Annotated in this window: 20 protein-coding genes and 2 pseudogenes; 5 read left to right on the forward strand and 17 right to left on the reverse strand. The window is 41.4% G+C overall.

The window, feature by feature from the left end:
• Window positions 1-107, forward strand: a pseudogene (locus MF4642_RS16725) (IS5/IS1182 family transposase); the annotation flags it as partial.
• Here the strand turns inward: MF4642_RS16725 and MF4642_RS13280 are convergent.
• From MF4642_RS13280 to rpmH, 17 genes and pseudogenes are all read right to left on the reverse strand, one after another.
• The gene (locus MF4642_RS13280) at window positions 69-599 is read right to left on the reverse strand and encodes a hypothetical protein (RefSeq protein ID WP_078426521.1); all 531 of its coding nucleotides are present in this window, start codon (window positions 597-599) and stop codon (window positions 69-71) included. The pseudogene MF4642_RS16725 and the gene MF4642_RS13280 sit on opposite strands and share 39 nt — an antisense overlap.
• A 77-nt stretch (window positions 600-676) precedes the next feature.
• Window positions 677-1,000: pseudogene (gene ssb, locus MF4642_RS13285) on the reverse strand (single-stranded DNA-binding protein); the annotation flags it as partial.
• 245 nt (window positions 1,001-1,245) lie between these two features.
• Window positions 1,246-3,363: a DUF3987 domain-containing protein gene (locus tag MF4642_RS13290; protein WP_078426523.1), complete on the reverse strand. Its 2,118-nt coding sequence runs from the start codon at window positions 3,361-3,363 to the stop codon at window positions 1,246-1,248.
• Complete coding sequence (locus tag MF4642_RS13295) at window positions 3,360-3,632, reverse strand: hypothetical protein (protein WP_078426524.1); 273 nt, start codon at window positions 3,630-3,632, stop codon at window positions 3,360-3,362. The genes MF4642_RS13290 and MF4642_RS13295 overlap by 4 nt, the downstream gene beginning before the upstream one ends.
• 464 nt (window positions 3,633-4,096) lie before the next feature.
• Window positions 4,097-4,801: a KilA-N domain-containing protein gene (locus MF4642_RS13305; RefSeq protein WP_078426526.1), complete on the reverse strand. Its 705-nt coding sequence runs from the start codon at window positions 4,799-4,801 to the stop codon at window positions 4,097-4,099.
• Window position 4,802: 1 nt separating this feature from the next.
• Entirely contained in the window at window positions 4,803-5,069 is a 267-nt protein-coding gene (locus MF4642_RS13310) for a hypothetical protein (RefSeq protein WP_078426527.1), read from the reverse strand.
• Window positions 5,070-5,079: 10 nt separating this feature from the next.
• Window positions 5,080-5,448 (reverse strand): hypothetical protein, encoded by a 369-nt coding sequence (locus tag MF4642_RS13315; protein ID WP_078426528.1) that lies wholly within the window; start codon window positions 5,446-5,448, stop codon window positions 5,080-5,082.
• Window positions 5,445-5,993 (reverse strand): Bro-N domain-containing protein, encoded by a 549-nt coding sequence (locus MF4642_RS13320; RefSeq protein ID WP_078426529.1) that lies wholly within the window; start codon window positions 5,991-5,993, stop codon window positions 5,445-5,447. Before MF4642_RS13320 ends, MF4642_RS13315 begins: the two co-directional genes overlap by 4 nt.
• Window positions 5,990-6,205 carry a helix-turn-helix domain-containing protein gene (locus tag MF4642_RS13325; protein WP_078426530.1) on the reverse strand — a complete coding sequence of 72 codons (216 nt, stop codon included), beginning with the start codon at window positions 6,203-6,205 and terminating at the stop codon, window positions 5,990-5,992. The genes MF4642_RS13320 and MF4642_RS13325 overlap by 4 nt, the downstream gene beginning before the upstream one ends.
• Window positions 6,202-6,585, reverse strand: a complete 384-nt coding sequence (locus MF4642_RS13330; RefSeq protein ID WP_078426531.1) for a hypothetical protein — start codon at window positions 6,583-6,585, stop codon at window positions 6,202-6,204. Before MF4642_RS13330 ends, MF4642_RS13325 begins: the two co-directional genes overlap by 4 nt.
• Before the next feature lie 3 nt (window positions 6,586-6,588).
• Entirely contained in the window at window positions 6,589-6,825 is a 237-nt protein-coding gene (locus MF4642_RS13335; protein ID WP_004672250.1) for a helix-turn-helix transcriptional regulator, read from the reverse strand.
• 624 nt (window positions 6,826-7,449) lie between these two features.
• Complete coding sequence (locus MF4642_RS13340) at window positions 7,450-8,691, reverse strand: tyrosine-type recombinase/integrase (RefSeq protein ID WP_078426532.1); 1,242 nt, start codon at window positions 8,689-8,691, stop codon at window positions 7,450-7,452.
• Window positions 8,692-8,897: 206 nt separating this feature from the next.
• Entirely contained in the window at window positions 8,898-10,253 is a 1,356-nt protein-coding gene (gene mnmE / locus MF4642_RS13345) for a tRNA uridine-5-carboxymethylaminomethyl(34) synthesis GTPase MnmE (RefSeq protein WP_078426533.1), read from the reverse strand.
• A gap of 101 nt (window positions 10,254-10,354) precedes the next feature.
• Window positions 10,355-12,118 (reverse strand): membrane protein insertase YidC, encoded by a 1,764-nt coding sequence (gene yidC, locus MF4642_RS13350; protein ID WP_078426534.1) that lies wholly within the window; start codon window positions 12,116-12,118, stop codon window positions 10,355-10,357.
• Window positions 12,119-12,123: 5 nt separating this feature from the next.
• Complete coding sequence (gene yidD, locus MF4642_RS13355; RefSeq protein ID WP_004977726.1) at window positions 12,124-12,444, reverse strand: membrane protein insertion efficiency factor YidD; 321 nt, start codon at window positions 12,442-12,444, stop codon at window positions 12,124-12,126.
• 9 nt (window positions 12,445-12,453) lie between these two features.
• A complete protein-coding gene (gene rnpA, locus MF4642_RS13360; protein ID WP_004697431.1) occupies window positions 12,454-12,843 on the reverse strand; it encodes a ribonuclease P protein component in 390 nt (129 codons plus the stop codon).
• Between the two features lie 33 nt (window positions 12,844-12,876).
• Complete coding sequence (gene rpmH / locus MF4642_RS13365; RefSeq protein ID WP_000831329.1) at window positions 12,877-13,011, reverse strand: 50S ribosomal protein L34; 135 nt, start codon at window positions 13,009-13,011, stop codon at window positions 12,877-12,879.
• A 672-nt stretch (window positions 13,012-13,683) separates the two neighbouring features.
• On the opposite strand from rpmH, the gene dnaA reads away from it, so the two are divergent.
• The 4 genes from dnaA to gyrB all read left to right on the forward strand — a co-directional run bounded on the left by dnaA (window position 13,684) and on the right by gyrB (window position 19,944).
• Window positions 13,684-15,063, forward strand: coding sequence for a chromosomal replication initiator protein DnaA (dnaA, locus tag MF4642_RS13370; protein ID WP_004697428.1), 1,380 nt, complete (start codon window positions 13,684-13,686; stop codon window positions 15,061-15,063).
• Window positions 15,064-15,173: 110 nt separating this feature from the next.
• A complete protein-coding gene (gene dnaN, locus MF4642_RS13375; RefSeq protein WP_004977721.1) occupies window positions 15,174-16,322 on the forward strand; it encodes a DNA polymerase III subunit beta in 1,149 nt (382 codons plus the stop codon).
• A gap of 15 nt (window positions 16,323-16,337) precedes the next feature.
• Window positions 16,338-17,420 carry a DNA replication/repair protein RecF gene (gene recF, locus MF4642_RS13380; protein ID WP_078426535.1) on the forward strand — a complete coding sequence of 361 codons (1,083 nt, stop codon included), beginning with the start codon at window positions 16,338-16,340 and terminating at the stop codon, window positions 17,418-17,420.
• 52 nt (window positions 17,421-17,472) lie between these two features.
• Complete coding sequence (gyrB, locus tag MF4642_RS13385) at window positions 17,473-19,944, forward strand: DNA topoisomerase (ATP-hydrolyzing) subunit B (RefSeq protein WP_078426536.1); 2,472 nt, start codon at window positions 17,473-17,475, stop codon at window positions 19,942-19,944.
• Window positions 19,945-20,054: the final 110 nt, after the last annotated feature.

Genomic DNA, 20,054 nt, shown 5'->3' on the forward strand with positions numbered 1-20,054 from the left:
TGAAAACATTTAGAATATTAAGTGAACGCTATCGAAATAGACGGAAAAGATTCGGCTTACGCATTAACTTAATTGCTGCACTCGTAAACCGGATAAACTTGCAATAATGACTTTCGCAGGAGATCTAATAAATATTCAACTTCTGTGCATGCGAGGATTAAGAGTTCTCTAATTTTGTGACCAAAAGATGAAAAATTAATGACAGAGGGTTCTATATAATTAAATAGTTCATCTAAAGCATTTTGTATATTTCTATATGCTCTAATATCTTGCTGAAACTCATTAGAAATATAATTAAAATCAATATTCTCTCTAGCTATTCTTGGATAGTAGTGTCCAGGATATTTCACTTCATATAATTCTATAGCTTTTTCCGCACAACTTTCGAATGCAAAGTAGTAGGAAATAGATTCTATATTAAGTTGCTTGGTATCTCCTTGGGCGTAACCTTTGCTAACTCTATCAACCCAGTCGCTCCACTCCCATTGACCACTTATGGAGTTAAACCCATTTTTTATATAATATTTAATAATATCCTCAGACTTTATAACCAAGCCTAGCTTTCCTGTTTCTGTTTTAAATATCCAAGAGTGACCCATTTAATTACCTAAAAATTTAAATATAAGAATTAAAACATTACATTATTTAGAGTATCAAATGGAGAAATAAAACATCAAAGCAACTGCAACACATTAGCTCTAATTTCCGTTACTTCTTTTTCATTACTGCTCTGGTCTTTCCACTTCCTAGTACGCAATGAACCCTCAATATATGCCTTACTGCCTTTCTTGAGGTACTTACTGGCAACATCCGCTAAACGTCCGTTGGTGGTGATTCTATGCCACTCTGTAGCCTCTTTACGCTCTCCAGTGGTCTTGTCTTTCCAAAACTCAGAAGTTGCTACGCTGAAAGTGGTAACGCTGCCACCGTTGGGAAATTGTTTAGTTTCAGGGTCACGGCCCAGCACACCCATGACAGTGACTTTATTTACGTTTGGCATCTTTTACCTATCAAATTTATATATTTTCTTAGAATCTTTGTCTAAATGTCTAAGTTGACCTGTAAGCCTTATATATCAATACTTCTAGTTTGGCAGACAGTTAAAAAAGCATTGTCTACGTGTCTAAACAGTTATAAAAAACACATTCCATTTAGACGCATAGACAGTAGTTAATTGCACTGTCTGCTAAGTTGAAGCCCTTATGCCGTATGGCTTACAGCTTGATTTAGACACTTAGACGCTGTTTACAGCAAAATAGGATTTATTAAAACAAACCGCTTCTTAGAAATAGATTCGATCTTGATATAGTTAGAATCCTCAAGCTGCTGCATAACTACCTCCAGAACCTTAGTATTTTTTGACATAGGTCTAGGGCATGAGGTTTGAACATTTGAATACAAGATACGATCTGTTTTCTGTCCCCCACACTTACGGACAAGCCACTTAATCAGACGCTCAGCATCACTTTCCGTCTTGACCTCAATATCTGCATACAACGCCCATTCATTCAGTGAGTGCTTAACGACTTCACAAGCCCCTGTTAGGGTTTTGGCATCAATCCACTGTAAGCCCTCAAAATAAGCGAATACAGTCGCCAAACGCCGTGCTAATTGACTGGCACGACTGGCAAACGCCTGTAGGTACTCATAACGCTTACCTTTGCCCTGCAATTCCTCAAACATGTTGTAGAACGATGCATCTATTTCCCTTGCTTCATCATTCATAGGAATGACATAGCGCCCATTGTAAAGTTCTTGCCCTCCTTGTGGTCTAGGACAGTCATCGAGCAAGTATTCGCACCGTGTCCAATAAGCAATAAGCCTATGGTCATGATTGGCGTTTTTAGATCGGTAGATGGCATCTTGTAGGCGTGTACCTGCCAAGTTTTCAGGGATGGTTAAAATGAAGCGTGGTAAAAAGCCTTGCCCCCTTAACACTGGGTCTTTCAAAGCATCCGATAAAACCTCATGTTGTCCCTGTAAGTTAAAGGTCAGTCGAACATCATAAGCACGGCCACTACCGTTTAAATTAGATTTAGACCGGGTGCGCTCCACAAAACCATCATCAAACAGCTTGGCATAGCCTCCTATGGCTTGGGTACGTGTATCTCCTTTCATGGTATAGCCACCAAAGAATTGACCCGCCTCATCACTGGCAATGGATGCATTATTTAATATGCCATCCACATATAGCCCTGCAATAGATTCTAAAGTGATGTCACTGTATAGGGTGCTAGGGTCATGTGGTGGGGGATTCTCTGCACCGTATGCCTCCTTATCCTTTTTATTTAACCCTGCTTGACCGCTTTTCCATTGTTCAAGGTCACGGCGGTATAACTCATATTGTTTACGCTCATGCTGAATAATGGCTTTATCTGCCATATTGCGACTGGTGCTTTTACGGCTTCCGCTTTGCCCCTCAGTGAGTAGATATAAACTACATGGCTCACCTTGAGGGTTAAATGGGTGCGGTGCATTTACGTGGGCTTGAGCGATATGTGACATAGCACCTATGACGCATTGGGCTGTCATGCCGATTGGCGCTTGTACATGCTCAGCAATAGCAATAACGGCATCCCTTGCCAGTGATGGTAATGCATGGATTGGATAAGTGCTATTTACGGACGTTTCAGGTTGAGCCAATGGCAATAATTCACCCCATTGACCAGGGGGCGATAAAAGCTTGATAGATTCATCAATAAAGATGGCCACATTCTCTAGATCATCATCTTTGTACAGCTCAATCAGGTAATCGGTTTTAATGCCTTGCTCATCAATCACGATATGTTGATTCAGCAAGCGAAGCGCCGTGTCCTGTTCCAGCTTTTGAAATCCTTCGAGCTGGATATGTTCAGGGCGTACTGGCATATAGAGCTTGGTATAACCTGCCTTAGATAATTGCTGAATAACGAAAGTCATTTGCTCAAAATCAAAGGGCTTAAACTCGGTATGTTGAGCATCACATAGGCTTGGCAATACCACCAATGCCACGGCGTAGCCAGTCTGAGCAATCTTAAAGAATGCCTCTAGGTTATAGGTGATGATGACAGGTTTATCCTGGTGTAACTCACCCAACACAGCAAAGCCTTTGGCCAGTCCATCAGGCATGACCTGTACACGTTGGCCATCCTGTAATACGGCACATTGCACAAGATTTAATTGCCCATCATAGATAGGCAGAATTAAAGGATTGTCATAGCTCATGCCGTTAATATCGACATTGCACTGGTCAACATAGATCGGCTGTGATGGATGGCCAAAACGTTCAATGATGGGATGATTGATATATGCATCATCCGATGGATTAAATACCGTGCAATTTGCTAAAATTGAATCGGGTTTGATGGAGGTGGTGATATTCATAGTATCACCGCCTTTTTATTTGCATCCCATTCAGCTTGATAGCCTTCACACTGTAAATCATGGTCATTGGCAAACGATTCAGAAAGATATTGAGCAACTTCTAAAAGCTCTTTATTGTGAAAAGTTTTATCTGTTTTATTGTTTCTAATGACTGTACTTACTAAGGCACTTACCCATGATAAATGCTGTTTAGCAAGTAAATGCACGTCTGCCATATCGCCAGCATCATAGTTCTTAGATGTGTTTTGAGCGTTATTTGAATTAGACATAATCACACTCCCCATACTTTTTTAAGCATTAAAGAGATGCGTTTGCCTAGGCTTGGCTTATGTGCAAAGTCGGCAGATTGAATGCGTTGGCGTGTAATTTGATGGATATTAGGCATGATTAATGCGCTCCTAGAGAATCAATAGAAGCCTTGCCAATTACGACCAAGTAATTAAGGTGGCAAAGCTGAAAGGGGTTGGTCGACTGGCTCTCTAGGTCACCAGCACGCGCGAACGCGTCCCCCTCCAGCTTCACCATAAAACGCGAACGCGTAGAGAGTACGCACAAAAAAACCGCATTAAGGCGCGGTATGTGCGCTAGAGATTGATAGCCGACCAAAGCTAATTCACCATGTGGGTGAACGCTGTTAGCATAAGTCGGTTTAGAACAGCTTGCAACAAGAAAAACAGTTATTGCCCAGACTAAACATAGTTTTAGGAGGTTTATTGAGAGGTTTTTCATACGTCTATGCCTCCAATACGTTTGATTGGAGGGACGAAAGGCGATTTGCTTTAAAGTTTTGAGCAAATAAATTTAATGCTGTTTTGCGCTGGTCATAGGTACATTGAGAGCCGATAAGAATTAAGTCCTGAGCTTCCAGCTCCGCCAATAAGTCCAATTCATCATATGAAAGGCTGTCACGGTCTAAGCCAGTAAATTGACCTGTGATTGCCCAATTAATCAAACGTGCTTCATTCATGTAGTGATGGGGTCTTGTTTCTTTGCCTATTTGCTCACGTGAAAGCTTTAAGACTGCTGATACAGCTTTATAGGTGGCTGCTGCTTGATGACGTAAACGGCGTTTATCAAATATTGGATGATTGCCACGTAGTAAGTTATCAATTTGCTCATCACACCAAATAGCAAAATCAATATCTAACCATTGGGCAAAGCGCACGGCTAATTTAGGGTGAAGCCATGTACCTTGCGTAAATAATTTTGAATTGCCTTTCTTGGTTTTCACAAAGTCAGTGATGCGGGATAATCTCGTATCACTTTTTTGATTCTCTCTTTTAATGAGGGCATCAATATAACGATGTGTATCAGGCAGACGTAGCCAGTCATTCGGTTTTTTATTAAAGCGATTCGATGCTTGAGTTGCATTAAACCAACCTTGCTCATTAAAACTAAGTTCTTGGCCATCATATTGGGAAGTGATTAATCCTTTCATGCTAAACACCTCCAAACATTTTGAGGTGTGTCCAGTTTTGGGCATACCCCATAGGGTTTAGGTTAGGTGTCGTAGAATTTACGATACCCTCAAAATTTAGTGGCTCAAGTTGAGCGTCTAAATAGATACCCTCAAATTTGAGTGCATCTAATTCCAATTCATCAAACATAACCAAGCAATCACGCTTGACATTGAAATGCTCTTTCCCTGTCAGTTCTGCAATATCACGGCTAGACATGGTTAATACTGGTGCTGTTAATTGGTTCATGATCTAGCCCTCATTGCACACGGTTGATATGGATGTTTGGATTAATCAAAACACCGTCATTCGATAATCCGACCTGTTGACGGTTATCCATCATCTGCAATAACTGTTGCTCTGCATCTTCAACACTCATGCCGAAATGCTTGGCAATATCCTCAAGGCTGTACATGGGTTCACCCTCATCGGTGTATCCGCTTACTGGTGGCAATAGGCTTAATTCCTTAGCCTTTTGGTTCATTTCCTCTTTGACGTGTTCAGGCGTGTAATGCAATGTGAGCGTGAGTGCCTGCTCAGTGATGGGGTGGTCATCCCCGTACTGTTTAACCATGTTTTTGTAATGATCAAAGGCTTTGAAAAACTCAGGGTTTACATGATTATTCATTGTGTACCCCCATCAAAAGCAAGTTGTAAATTGGCCTTGCATGTTTCGATACGCACGGCGTTTAAATGCTTTTCATGTTTACGGCGGTGCATACCAAGACTGTGAAATGTGCCTTTTTCCTTGGATACTTTTTCTTGCATACAAAGGCGGTTTAATTCATCAAAAGCGGTTTGTCTTGCTGAATATGAGCCTGTCTTGCGAATAGTCGGCAGTACCTCTGCAAATACCCAGTTTTGGAAGTTGAGGGCTTCCTTTTTATTAGATCGGAAGATAACTCGATATAAATTCGGCTCATTAATAAATTTGAGTTTTTGAATACCGCCATTTGTAGGGGTGTGGTAATCCGCCACACCCTTTGGATCTAATGCGCCATTTCGCTTAGGGGTTTCGTTTTTAACGTCCCCCCTTTGAATCTGTAATAAATCCGATGATCTTGAAATGTCTAAAACCTTACATACATCAGTTAAACAAAACCACGGTTCTTGATTATTAACTAGGACAACTCGAACGCCGTGTTCATTAAAATTAAAAATAGATGGGTTCATGCTTGCACCTCTCTAAGCTCATAACGTGCATGTGTGCCTTTGTTATTCAGGTTTGGCTCTTGATGGGTCACGATGTCGTAACCTTGCTTGCGTAGGCGCTCTACAACGGCACTGAGGCGGAAACAATCAAAATGGTGAATCGCCTCTGCCTGTGAAAGGGTCTTACCTTGTTTGAGGTGGTTTAAGATTTGGGTTTGATGATTTGTATTCATGCCTTGCCCCCTATAGTGATGTCATCGAGTAGGGTTGAGAGGTGGTGCATTGCCTGTTGTTCTGTATCCAACATTTGCACGATCTGCTTAGGTGAAATATGGACTGCTTTTAGGCGTGTAGGTCGGATGTACTCGGCAAGGGCATCAATGCGCTTTTTAACAAGCTCTGCATACTCCATTGATTCATCAATGCCAGCTTTCATACTGCACTGATAATTGGTATCTAATACGCCGTATAGGTCATTTAAAGTGGCTGAGGTTTCTTTTAACTGGTCATGATTAATCGTAGTCACTAAATCACGGTTATAGACATCCTTTGCCACGGCGTTTAGTTGCCGACTGGCATTTAGGGCAATGGCTTTGATTTGGGTTTTAGTCATGGATTAAGCCTCCAAAGTTGCATTGGTGGCTCTGTGATTCGCTACACGTTCAGCAATCCATTTATCAATATCAGATTCAATCCATGCCACACGGCGCTCAGAAAGATTCAAGCATTGTGGAAATTCACCTGATTTCATCATGGCATAGATAGATGAAGCCCCAAGCCCTGTTTTGGCTTGTACTTCTTTACGGCGGATTAGACGTTGATTTTCGTTTTGTTGATTTTTAGATGTAGTCATCTAAACATTCTCCAGTAATGGAAATGCCTAGACACAAAAAGAAAAATAGAAATGTTTTAGGGTTTTAAACCAAGTCTTATCAGATAGATATAGCTTTTAGTCACTATTCAATACGTTCATTGACTAACAATGAATGCTTCTCAGACTATACAAAGTGTTTACTTTGCGTCAAAGGTTAACTATAGTTTTACCTATAGGGTAAGTCCGCTTACCTGTATCGGAGTTCCGATAAAACTTGTTTTTAAGCTGTTTTTACATTCCTAAGTTCTCTTAGTTTTGTGTCGTGGTAGACAAAGGTTTAAAAACAATTGGCAATAGGAAAGGTCGAATATTCCTAAAGCCACCAGTTCCAAAAAAAGGGTCAAGTAGGTCGAATTGCTTGGCTCTTTTTCTTTATTGAATCAATTAGAACGTATTATTCCTAGTTGATTTCTATAATTACTTTATAAGAGTTATGCTTAAATGGCTACCTCTTTCCCTAACAAGTGCGTTAAATCTTGTCGGGCTGCATCATCAATTTACTACTCTTTGAACTGCTTTTAATTGCATTTAACGATATTCAACTGTCACTAGCAGTCACCAACAGTCACTATTAGCCGTTTCGGCATTACAATTATTTACAAATCACACAGCCTCATTACTCTTAGCCTCATTAAAAAAGATCAAGTTTTGTTCATAAATCACGCTAAAAATATAATCACTCCATTTCTGCATCATCTCTATGCGCTCTTTCTCATACTTCGCTTTGTTATAAACACCCCTAACACCTTTCATGGTGTGGTTTAAACAAGCCTCAATTGCATCACTATTAAAACCTTGTTCATTGAGATGTGTACTCGCAGTGCGGCGTAAATCATGCACGGTGAAGTTTGGTATATCCGTTAATGCCAATGCAGACTTCTGCGCCGTGTTAAAAGCGTTATGTCTGATATGTGTGCCACTCTTACGACCAACAAACACATAAGGCTCATCGCCTGCAATGGTCTTTAATTCCTTAAATATCTCTATGACTTGGTCAGACATATAAACAACCATTTCACGGCTATGACCTGTCGCACTGTCTGCCTTTGTTTCAGGAATCAACCATATCCGTTGTTCAAAGTCGATATGCTCCCACTTAGCCCTCAATAGCTCTGATTTACGCACTAATGTAAGCAATGACAGCAATAGACCTAATTTACGTGGGCGATAAATACGTGAGTTCAAAAGGGTAGTGTAGTAAGTACGGATTTCACTGGTACTTAAATATCTATTTCTAGGTACTGCTTTATAAATATGCCGTGATGGGATTGCTTGAACGACGTTGTAGAGCACAAGCCCTAATGTCATGGCGTAATCAAACATACGCTTTAACAAGCCTCTAACTTGATTTGCAGAAGCATCATAGCCTTGATCTTTCTTGCGCCATATCACACGACGTACATCATCAACTGTAATTTGATCTAAGGCGATATGCCCAATCATTGGATAAATATCATTGTTCAAACACAGAATCATGTTGTATGGATTCTTACGCTCTTTTTTGATTACTTCATTTAAATAGCGTTCGCCGTAGTCACTGAATAAAACACTGGTGACTTTATTTTTATTTTGTTTTGGTGAAATACCTTTTGCCACTAATGACGCTGATTCATCCCGAACCTGTCTAGCCTCTTTAAGTGATAGATCGGGATAGCGACCTATAACCAATCTTTCTTGTTTGCCATGCAGTGAATAACGATACCACCATGATTTAGCGCCAGTCGTTGTTATATCTAAGAACAAGCCATTCGCTACTGCATCTTTAGCTGTATATCTCTTTTCACCAGCCTTGAGATTTTTAATTTCTCTATCAGTAGAAAAAAGTATCTTTTCTGCTTGCGCCATAACTTAGTCACCATATGGAAAAATATAGTCACTTTTTAAGATTGTGACTTATTAGTGACTAAAAAAATCATAGCACTGTATGAATACATTGAACACTATTGAATAAATAACAGATGATAAAAAAGCACTAAGTTACTAAAACTTAATGCTATTTATTTAATTACTAGAATCTATTAGAACTTATTGAACAATACCAAAAAATGAGATTACTTTCCAATACAGAACGATCCAAAAATTTTCCCAAGCAAATCATCCGCACTAAAGTCCCCTGTAATTTCGCCGAGAGCATTTTGCGCCAAACGTAGCGACTCTGCGACCAACTCACCTGCGTTATACACCACCAATTGTTCACGCGCTTCAGCAAGGTAAAGCTGAGTGCGTTTCATTGCGTCTAAATGGCGTGTACGCGCAATAAAGGTATCTTCTTCAGGCTGGAAGCCTGCATGCGCTGTAATCGCTTCTATGAGCGCTTGAACGCCAGTTTCTTGCTTTGCCGAAACCATAATATGACGGAAGCCGTTAAAGTCTTCGATATGCGATGTCGTTTCCATCAAATCACACTTATTGCCAATCAGCATTAAACGTTTCGGTTCAATATGCTCAGCAAAATATTCTTGCGCCAGTTGGAGTGGGTCTTCGCCTTGGCTTAAGTCATAGACTAAAAGTAACAGGTCGGCTTGCTCAATTTCTTTAATGGCACGACGAATCCCTTCTTTTTCTACAATATCGCCGGTTTCACGTAAACCCGCAGTATCGGTTAAGGTAATGGGTAAACCATTCAGGATAATTTTTTCATGTAAGACATCTCGCGTCGTACCTGCAATATCCGTCACAATGGCGCGTTCAATGCCCGCTAATGCATTGAGCAGTGATGACTTACCAGCATTCGGTTTCCCTGCAATCACCACTTGTAAACCTTCACGCAGCAACTGTCCTTGACGAGCCGATTGTTGCACTTGATTCACAGCAGACGTAACACCATCTAAAAGATTTAAAATTTTCCCGTCCGCAAGAAAATCAATTTCTTCTTCAGGAAAATCAATCGCAGCTTCCACATGCAAACGTAGATGAATCAATTGCTCCAACACACGATTCACTTTAGTTGAAAATGCGCCTTGTAATGAACGTACCGCAGAACGTGCAGCCGCTTGAGACGTCGCATCAATCAAGTCGGCGATCGCTTCAGCCTGTACCAAATCCAGTTTGCCATTTTCAAAAGCACGCATGGAAAACTCACCGGCTTTTGCTGCAATCGCACCAAGCTCCAACAAACGCCCCAGTAAAGCATTTTGAATGACAGGGCCCCCATGACCTTGCAACTCAACCACATCTTCACCAGTAAACGAGTTCGGGTTCGGGAAACAAATCGCTAAGCCCTCATCCATCACTTCGCCAGACGCATCATAAAACTGGCGAAAACCAGCAAAACGCGCTTTCGGTAAGTCTTTTTGGGTCAAGGCCTGTGCAATCTCATATGACTTGGGACCAGATAGGCGAATGACCCCCACACCACCACGCCCAGGTGGTGTTGCAATGGCAGCAATCGTGGTTCGGTTGTACATAACATTCACCTAAAAAATCTTAAAAGTCACACAATGAAAAATCCGCCTAAGATTACCATCTTAAGCGGATTTATTCAGCTTTTCGCGAAAAGTTGCCTCGATTAACTCGACGCGCTTTCCTTATTCAAGCGGTCTTTTTCAACAGATTTGTTGATCAAGGTCTGCTGAATAATCGTGATACTGTTGTTGACAATCCAGTACAACACGAGACCCGCAGGGAAGAACAACATAAAGACTGTGAAAACAATCGGCATGATTTTGAAAACTTTCGCTTGCATTGGATCAGCCGGTTGTGGATTTAAAGACTGCTGAATGAACATCGTTGCGCCCATTAACAGCGGTAAAATAAACCACGGATCCATCGCCGACAAATCTTGAATCCAAAGTAACCATGGCGCATGACGAAGCTCAACAGACTCCATCAACACCCAGTACAACGCAAGGAAAATTGGCATTTGTAATAACAATGGCAAACAACCCGCAAGCGGATTGACTTGTTCACGTTTATATAGAGCCATCATTTCTTGAGAGAAGCGCATACGGTCTTCACCGAACTCTTCTTTCATACGCTGCATTTCAGGTGCAATGACACGCATTTTCGCCATTGAGCGATAGCTCTTAGACGACAATGGCCAAAGAATCAATTTCACCAAGACCGTTAACAAAATAATTGCCCAGCCCCAGTTACCCACTAAACCGTGGAAGAACTCAAGACCCAAGAACAATAATTTCGCAATTGGCCATAACCAACCATAATCAACAGTTTGGTTTAACCCTGTTGCAAGCTCTTTTAACTCAGATTGAACTTTAGGACCTGAATAGAAGGTCGCGTCAATCTCAGCCACTGTACCAGCAGGCACAGTAATCGTCGGCGAAGTAAAACCAATGATATTCATATCATCCGTTGACTTACGCGACTCTAATTTCGCGACATAAGGTTGACCATTGGCTTGCGTCAATTTTAAGTCACCAGGAATCCAAGCACTCACAAAGTAGTGCTGAACCATAGCAACCCAGCCGCCTTTCGCCTCAACATTCAATTTTTCTTCATTGAAGTTAGCAAATTTAAGCTTGTTATAATGTTCTTCAGGCGAACCCCAAGCACCACCTAAGAAAGTGCCCAGCGTGAAAATACCTTGATCCGATTTGCCTGGATCATCAGAGTTGTCACGTTTGAGTTGACCAAACATTTGACCCTGCCAGTTTTGACCACTGCGGTTCACCACTTTATGGTTCACAACAACAGGATATTCACCTTGCTTAAAGGTAAAGGTTTTAATGATTTCCACACCATCAGCTGTTTTCAGTACCATCGGTACGGTTAACACTTTGATGCTTTTTCCATCTTCGGTTTGAACCGCTTTGGCATCATTCAATGTATAAGCAGATTTTTCAATCTCATACATTGGGCGACCGCTACGGTTACTGTCTGGACCATTAAGACCAATTAAACCAGACTGCGCCACATAAGTACGTTTTGCATCACTTTCAAGCATGACAAATGCTTCGTTACTGTCTTTGCTCTTGTCATGGTTTAACAATTCAATACGAACAATATCACCACCTTTAGGATTAATCCAAAGATGATAAAGGTCAGTTTGTACTGAAATAAGCTGTTGATTTACAGATGCTTTTGATTCTGTAACTGGTTGCTGAGTCGCGATATTTGCTTGTGGCATATCAGACGCTGCTGAAGCCGTTTGAGCATTTGGCAAATCTGCAGATACTTCATGTGAAACTGCTGCAGCCTGTTGTGGCTGTGGCTGAGTCTCAGCATGTCCATAATCTTTTTGCCAAGCCAAAATGAGCAAATAAGCGACAACAAACATGGCCCCGAGAATGGCAAACCTGGCCCATTGTTGCATATCGATTACCCCAAGTGGTTAGAGTGATTTTGGTTCAAGAAACAATCACGAAAGGGTACAGCAACCAGATGCTTTTGAGAATCTATTTGCTGAAAAGAGATAAAACGAATCCTTTTGTTTGGAACAGGGTCATACCCCGATCCACCCCAAGGATGACAACGGCAAATACGTTTAGTAGCCAACCACACACCACGCACAGCACCATGTGTATGGACTGCTTCCAATGAATATTGAGAACATGTAGGGATATAACGACAACGCGGTCCAAGTAAAGGACTAATCGCAATTTGATAAAATCGAATTAACCAATGCAGTAACCGGACCATTGGCCATCTCTACTTTTGCAGGGAGGGAGCTATTTTTTGATGCTTTTTGGCAAGACGTTGTAATTTTTGCCAAGCAAATTGTAATTGCTGGTGCAACTCTGCATTAGGCACTGCTTCTATCCCCATTTTAGGCATAACCACAATATCTAAAGTTAATTGCTGTTGATGCAAGCGAAAACTTTCGCGAGCCAAACGTTTTACTCTATTTCTTTCGTGTGCACGACGCACTTTCTTTTTAGCAACAACAATACCCAAACGACTTTGAGGTTGTTCGGTCAGTTTTGCTAGAAATAAGAAATGGGGCTGATGCACTTTAAAAAGCGCACCATCGAAGACACTCTTATAATCGGCAGCACAGCGAATACGAACCTCTGTGCTGAAGCCATAAAGTGTAGTCATAACACCCAAAATCGTTTAAGCGTTAACTATTGATTAAACAGTTAAGCTGTGACGACCTTTTGCACGACGACGAGCTAATACTTGGCGACCAGCTTTAGTAGCCATACGAGCACGGAAACCATGAACGCGCTTACGCTTTAATTCAGATGGTTGGAATGTACGTTTCATATCGAAACTCCAAAAATGATCATTCAATGAAGGTTCGCGAGTTTAGTGTTCATTGCTTGAGCTGTCAATGGAAAACCGATTTTCTTGTGAAATTAAGCCTTTTTATTTGTAACAGCAGCTTGAGCTTGCTCTTTTCTCGATAACATTTAAACAACTGCACTTTTTTCTTATACACAACCTAGATTATTGTTTATTAAAGTGATATAAGTTACCAACAAGATTACCCACACAATTATCCACAAGTCTTTAAATTCACTTGCTGTACATGTTTTTAAATTTAAATTCATTTTGGATCTCCAGTTATCCCCAGAAAACAGGTCTCTTATAAATAAATTCAAATTTATAAATTTAAATTTATTACTATTAGGGAGGTCTTTTTCTGTGGAAATGACACTTTTTTAATTATAAAACAATAAAGTATGGTGTGGATAAGGCTGTTTTTATAAAATTAATAGTTTGTGGATAACTTTGTGCTATATTCTATCCACAGTTTGCGGATAAACTTATCCACACCAGTGTTTGAATTTAAATTTATTTTCATAAGCAGGCTTTTTGAGCAATATCTGCAGAATTTTCCATGACAGATGTGGATAACTTGGTTAGAATGGCGACCCGCTTCGGTGGGTACATAGTGTTTTTATTAATTATCGATGGAATGAATAGGGGTTTCACATGCTTTGGACGGACTGCTTAACTCGCTTGCGACAAGAGCTCTCTGGGAATGTCTTTACAATGTGGATACGCCCTTTAGTTGCAGAAGAGTTAAATGACACACTACGTCTTTATGCTCCGAATCCCTATTGGACACGTTACATTCAAGAACATCACCTAGAGCTGATTACAATTTTAGTGGAGCAGCTCTCTGAAGGGCGTGTACGTAAAGTTGAAATTTTAGTCGACTCACGCCCAGGTGCAATTTTATCTGCGAGTGAGCAACCTGCAACCACGACTGCAGCTTTAGAGTCTGCTCCAGCACCCGTTGTGCGTCCGAAAAAAGAAAAAGAAGAAGGGAATTCTAAAAACAGCCGTAAACGGCAGTTAAATCCTTTATTTTCCTTCTCACTTTTTGTGGAAGGTCGTTCAAACCAAATGGCTGCTGAAACGTGTCGTAAGGTTTTAACCCAGTTAGGTGCCTCTCAGCACAATCCCTTATTTTTATATGGCCCGACTGGTTTAGGTAAAACACACTTAATGCAAGCAGTGGGTAATGCTTTGTTGCAAGCCAAACCGAATGCACGTGTCATGTATATGACGGCAGAAAGCTTTGTTCAAGACTTCGTTAGTTCTTTACAACAAGGCAAAGTGGAAGAATTTAAAAAAAATTGCCGATCTTTAGATCTATTGTTGGTCGATGATATTCATTTGCTGGCGGGTAAAGAGGCAAGTTTAGTTGAGTTTTTTTATACTTTTAACGCACTCTTAGATGAATCTAAGCAAATTATTCTGACCTCCGATCGTTATCCAAAAGAATTAACGGAATTAGATCCACGTTTGGTTTCACGGTTTTCTTGGGGGTTGTCGGTTGGGGTTGAGCCACCAGATATTGAAACCCGTATTGAAATTTTGCTGAAAAAAGCAGAAAGCAATGATGTGGAATTACCACGAAACTGTGCGTTATTTATTGCGCAACAAGTGGTTGCAAACGTACGTGAATTGGAAGGTGCGCTGAATAAAGTGGTGGCCATTTCACGCTTTAAGGGCACAGCTATTGATTTGGATGTTGTACGTGAGTCTTTAAAAGATGTCTTAGCCATTCGTGCACGAACCATCAGTACTGAAAATATTCAACGTGTGGTGAGTGAGTACTTTAGAATCCCACTCAAAGAGTTGGTTGGGCCTAAACGGACCCGTATTTATGCTCGTCCCCGCCAATTGGCAATGGGCTTGGCACGGGAGCTAACCGGAGACAGTTTCCCTGAAATTGGTATGGCCTTTGGCGGTCGAGATCACAGTACCGTCATGCATGCTTGTGAAAAAGTTTTAAGTCTGCGCGATGAAGATCCGATCTTCAATGAGGACTATAAAAACTTGCAACGCTTGCTGCAAAGTTAAGCAAAATTGCTCAAATTCTATTCTTGCAATGCGGCATGTTCTGCCGCATAGTACACTGCTAAAAACACATTTATTTATTATTTTATCTTCAGTTTTTCGAGGAATGTATCGTGCGTTTAAAAATCGCGAAAGAAAGCTTACTTAATGTTCTATCACATGTCGTAGGAGCGGTTGAACGTCGCCATACTTTAAATATTCTTTCAAATGTTAAAGTGCAAGTGAGCCAAGCGTCTTTGACGATTACAGGTTCAGACCTAGAAGTTGAATTGGTTGCAAGCACTACTCTTGCCGAAGGGGCGTGTTTGCAAGCGGGTGAAACCACTGTTCCTGCGCGCAAGCTGATGGATATTTGCAAATCTTTACCGACTGCAGCACTGATAGATTTACAAATTACTGAAGATCAACGTTGTATTTTAAAGTCTGGTAATAGTCGTTTTGTGTTGGGGACTTTACCGGCTGAAGATTACCCGTTATTGACCACAGAGAACACGCAAGGCACGCAAGTTGCGGTGACACAGCGTGAATTAAAGCGCCTATTTGAAAAAACTGCATTTGCTATGGCAGTGCAGGATGTGCGTTTTTATCTCACGGGAACCTTGCTTGAAATTGATAATAATCAACTGCGTGCAGTGACCACAGATGGCCACCGTTTAGCTCTGTGTGAAACTGTTGCTAGCTCAAATGCCACTCAATTGATTCAAGCGATTGTTCCACGTAAAGCGGTGGGTGAACTACAGCGTTTATTGAGCATTGAAGATGAACAATTGGCGTTGTTAATCGGTCGTGAACTATTGAATGTGACCATTTCTATTGCCAGTCGTGACAAAGAACAAGGGGATACAACGGTTCGTTTCACCACAAAACTGATTGACGGTAAGTTCCCTGATTATCGCCGTGTGATTCCACGTGGTGGGGATAAAAATGTGTTAATTGCACATGATGTCTTTAAGCAATCTTTACAACGTGTTTCGATTTTAAGTAATGAAAAACTACGTGGTGTGTTCTTAAACTTTGCCGCAGACACTTTGCAGCTACGTGCCAATAACCCAGAGCAAGACGAAGCCGTAGAAGATTTGGCGATTCAATACAATAATGCGCCAATGGAAATGTCTTTTAATGCCCAATACATCTTGGAAGTTTTAGGTGCATTGGATGGTGATGATGTGTCAATGACGATGACCGAAGCAAATCAATCGGTTCTGGTGCAAGACCCAGCCCACCAAGATCAGACCTATGTGGTCATGCCAATGCGTGTTTAAGCCCTAGGTTCAGGCATGCAAATCACGCGTTTAAACATCGAACGTGTTCGAAATCTCAGAACGGTTGCTCTCCATGGATTGCAACCGTTTAATGTTTTTTATGGACAAAATGGTTCAGGTAAAACCTCTATTTTAGAAGCCATTCATCTGCTGGCGACAGGGCGTTCCTTTCGCACCCATATTCCGAAACACTATATTCAAACTGATACCCAAGACGCGATTGTCTTTGCCCAATCCAGTTCTGAAAAAATAGGGATGCAAAAGCTGTTGTCTGGTGAACAGCTCATCAAGGTCAATGGCGACAACATTGCCACTCAAGGTCAGTTGGCTAAAATTCTTCCTTTGCAACTGATTGATCCGCAAAGTACCGATATTATTGATCATGGTGCCAAGCCTAGACGGCAACTATTAGATTGGCTGATGTTCCACGTGGAACCTGAGTTTTATCATGCATGGCAATATTATTCACGAGCATTAAAACAGCGTAATAGTTTACTAAAAACACGACGGAATCTAAGTCTGGCAGATTTGGAGCCGTGGAACAAAATGCTCAGTGATTATGGTGAAATGCTGCATTCACAGCGCGTCAGCATTTTGGAGCAGTGGAAGGGTTTTTTTGAGCAAGATTTAAAACACTTGCTGCCTGATATCGAGGTTCAGTTAGAATATAGCCCTGGCTTTCATACCGAGTTAGGATTACTGAATGACCTGCAAAGTCATCATCAAAAAGACCTTGAACGGCGCTATACCGAGTATGGTCCACACAAGGCAGATTTGCGTTTAAAAACAAGCCTTGGCGATGCCGATGTCGTACTGTCACGTGGACAAAAAAAGCTGTTAATCATAGCCTTAAAACTGTCACAGATTGCAATGCTGCATGCTTGTAATAAGGAAACTGTGGTATTATTAGATGATCTGACAGCAGAATTAGATTTAACAGCACAACAACGTTTAATTGAGCGATTGAGCCAACTGGGTAGTCAAGTCTTTATTACCACTTTAGAGTATGAATCAGTCAAAAATCACTTACATGATTTATCTATTTCTTATCAATTATTCTGTGTTGAAAACGGTCAAGTTCAAGTTGTCGCACAATGATTTTAGATTTTACCCATCACGGGATAGACCTATTTTTCGCTAGGGAGAAACCATGAGTTCAGAAGATCAACAAGCTGCTTCTCAAACGGAACAAACCACAGAAAAAGCTTATGATTCCTCTAGTATCAAAGTATTACGTGGATTGGACGCAGTACGTAAACGTCCGGGTATGTATATTGGTGATACCGATGATGGTTCAGGCTTACACCATATGGTGTTTGAGGTGGTGGATAATGCGATCGATGAGGCGCTTGCAGGTCACTGTGATGAAATTTTGGTGACGATTCACGAAGATGAATCTGTAAGTGTATCGGACAATGGGCGCGGTATTCCGACCGATATTCACCCTGAAGAAGGGGTTTCTGCCGCAGAAGTGATTTTAACCATTCTGCACGCAGGTGGTAAGTTTGATGACAATAGCTATAAGGTTTCAGGTGGTCTACATGGTGTAGGCGTATCTGTAGTGAATGCCTTGTCACGTAAGTTGGAATTGACCATTCATCGTGCAGGTCATATTCATCAACAAGAATATAAACACGGTGATCCGGTTTACCCACTGACTGTTGTGGGAGATACGGATATGACAGGGACAACTGTGCGTTTTTGGCCAAGTGCTGAAACTTTTAGCCAAACCATTTTCAATGTCGATATTTTGGCACGTCGTTTACGTGAATTGTCTTTCTTAAACGCGGGCGTGCGCATTGTTTTGCGTGACGAGCGTATTCATGCAGAACATGTGTTTGACTACGAAGGCGGTCTGTCTGAGTTTGTGAAATATATTAACCAAGGCAAAACCCATCTGAACGACATTTTCCATTTCACCGTACAGGCTGAAAATGGCATTGGTGTAGAAGTGGCGTTGCAGTGGAATGATACCTATCAAGAAAATGTACGTTGCTTTACCAACAACATTCCACAAAAAGATGGTGGAACGCATTTAGCGGGTTTCCGTGCGGCATTAACGCGTGGTCTAAACAGCTACATGGAAAACGAAAACTTACTCAAAAAAGAGAAAGTAGCCGTTTCTGGTGATGATGCCCGTGAAGGTTTAACCGCGATTGTTTCAGTGAAAGTGCCTGATCCAAAATTCTCTTCACAAACCAAAGAAAAGTTGGTTTCAAGTGAAGTGAAACCTGCGGTTGAACAGGCAATGAACAAATCATTCTCTGAATATTTGCTTGAAAACCCGCAAGCTGCAAAATCGATTGCAGGCAAAATCATTGATGCGGCTCGTGCCCGTGATGCGGCACGTAAAGCGCGTGAAATGACACGCCGTAAAAGTGCGTTGGATATTGCAGGCTTACCAGGTAAGCTCGCAGATTGCCAAGAAAAAGACCCTGCATTATCTGAATTGTATCTGGTCGAGGGTGACTCTGCTGGCGGTTCAGCTAAACAAGGCCGTAACCGTAAGATGCAAGCGATTTTACCGTTGAAAGGTAAAATCCTAAACGTGGAACGTGCGCGTTTTGACAAGATGATTTCATCTCAAGAAGTCGGCACCCTGATCACGGCATTGGGTTGTGGTATTGGTCGTGAAGAGTACAATCCAGACAAATTGCGTTATCACAAAATCATCATCATGACCGATGCTGACGTGGATGGTTCGCATATTCGTACCTTATTGTTGACCTTCTTCTTCCGTCAAATGCCAGAGTTAGTGGAACGTGGTTATATTTATATTGCTCAGCCACCACTGTATAAGCTGAAAAAAGGCAAACAAGAGCAGTATCTGAAAGATAATGATGCGCTTGAAACCTATTTAATTTCAAACGCGATTGATGAGCTTGAATTGCACATCAGCGATGCTGCACCTGCGATCCGTGGTGAAGCTTTGGCGAAGGTGATTGCGGATTATCAAACGTCTCAGAAGAGCTTACAGCGTTTAACTGTACGTTATCCTGCCAGTGTCTTAGATGCGTTGATTTCGGTTGAAGGCTTTAAGCTTGATCAAAACCATGACCGAGCTTATGTTGAGCAGTGGGCTGAACAAGTGCGCAGTGCTGTGGCAGAGATTCAACCGAGCTTGCGCCCAGAGTTAAGCTTAGAAACGTTTGAAAAAGAACTGGCAGATGGTCAAAAGATCGAGACTTACTTACCTCGTATCACCATCTATGTACACAATCTGCCGCACAGCTACTTATTAGATGCAGGCTTATTGGGTTCTGGTGAATATGCACGTTTGTTGAAAAACTCCAAGAGTTGGTTCACGTTGTTGGAAGATGGCGCATACCTACAAAAAGGTGATCGCAAGATTGCAGTCACCAACTTCCATCAGGTATGGCAGCATATTTTGTCTGATTCACGTCGTGGCATGATGATTCAGCGCTATAAAGGCTTGGGTGAGATGAATGCGGACCAGCTTTGGGAAACCACTATGGATCCTGAAAACCGCAACATGTTGCAAGTTACCATTCAGGATGCGATTGAAGCCGATCGTATGTTCTCTTGTTTGATGGGTGACGATGTGGAACCACGTCGTGCATTCATTGAAGAAAATGCATTGAATGCGGATATTGATGCCTAAGCGCTTTACAAAATAAGCCATAAAAGCACCCTACGGGGTGCTTTTTTTTTACAGCATTTTTTATGATTTTGAATAAAATATAAGCAGTGCACACTGTTATTAAACTGACT

This window comes from Acinetobacter sp. MF4642 (assembly GCF_002018925.1).
GTDB lineage: Bacteria > Pseudomonadota > Gammaproteobacteria > Pseudomonadales > Moraxellaceae > Acinetobacter > Acinetobacter johnsonii.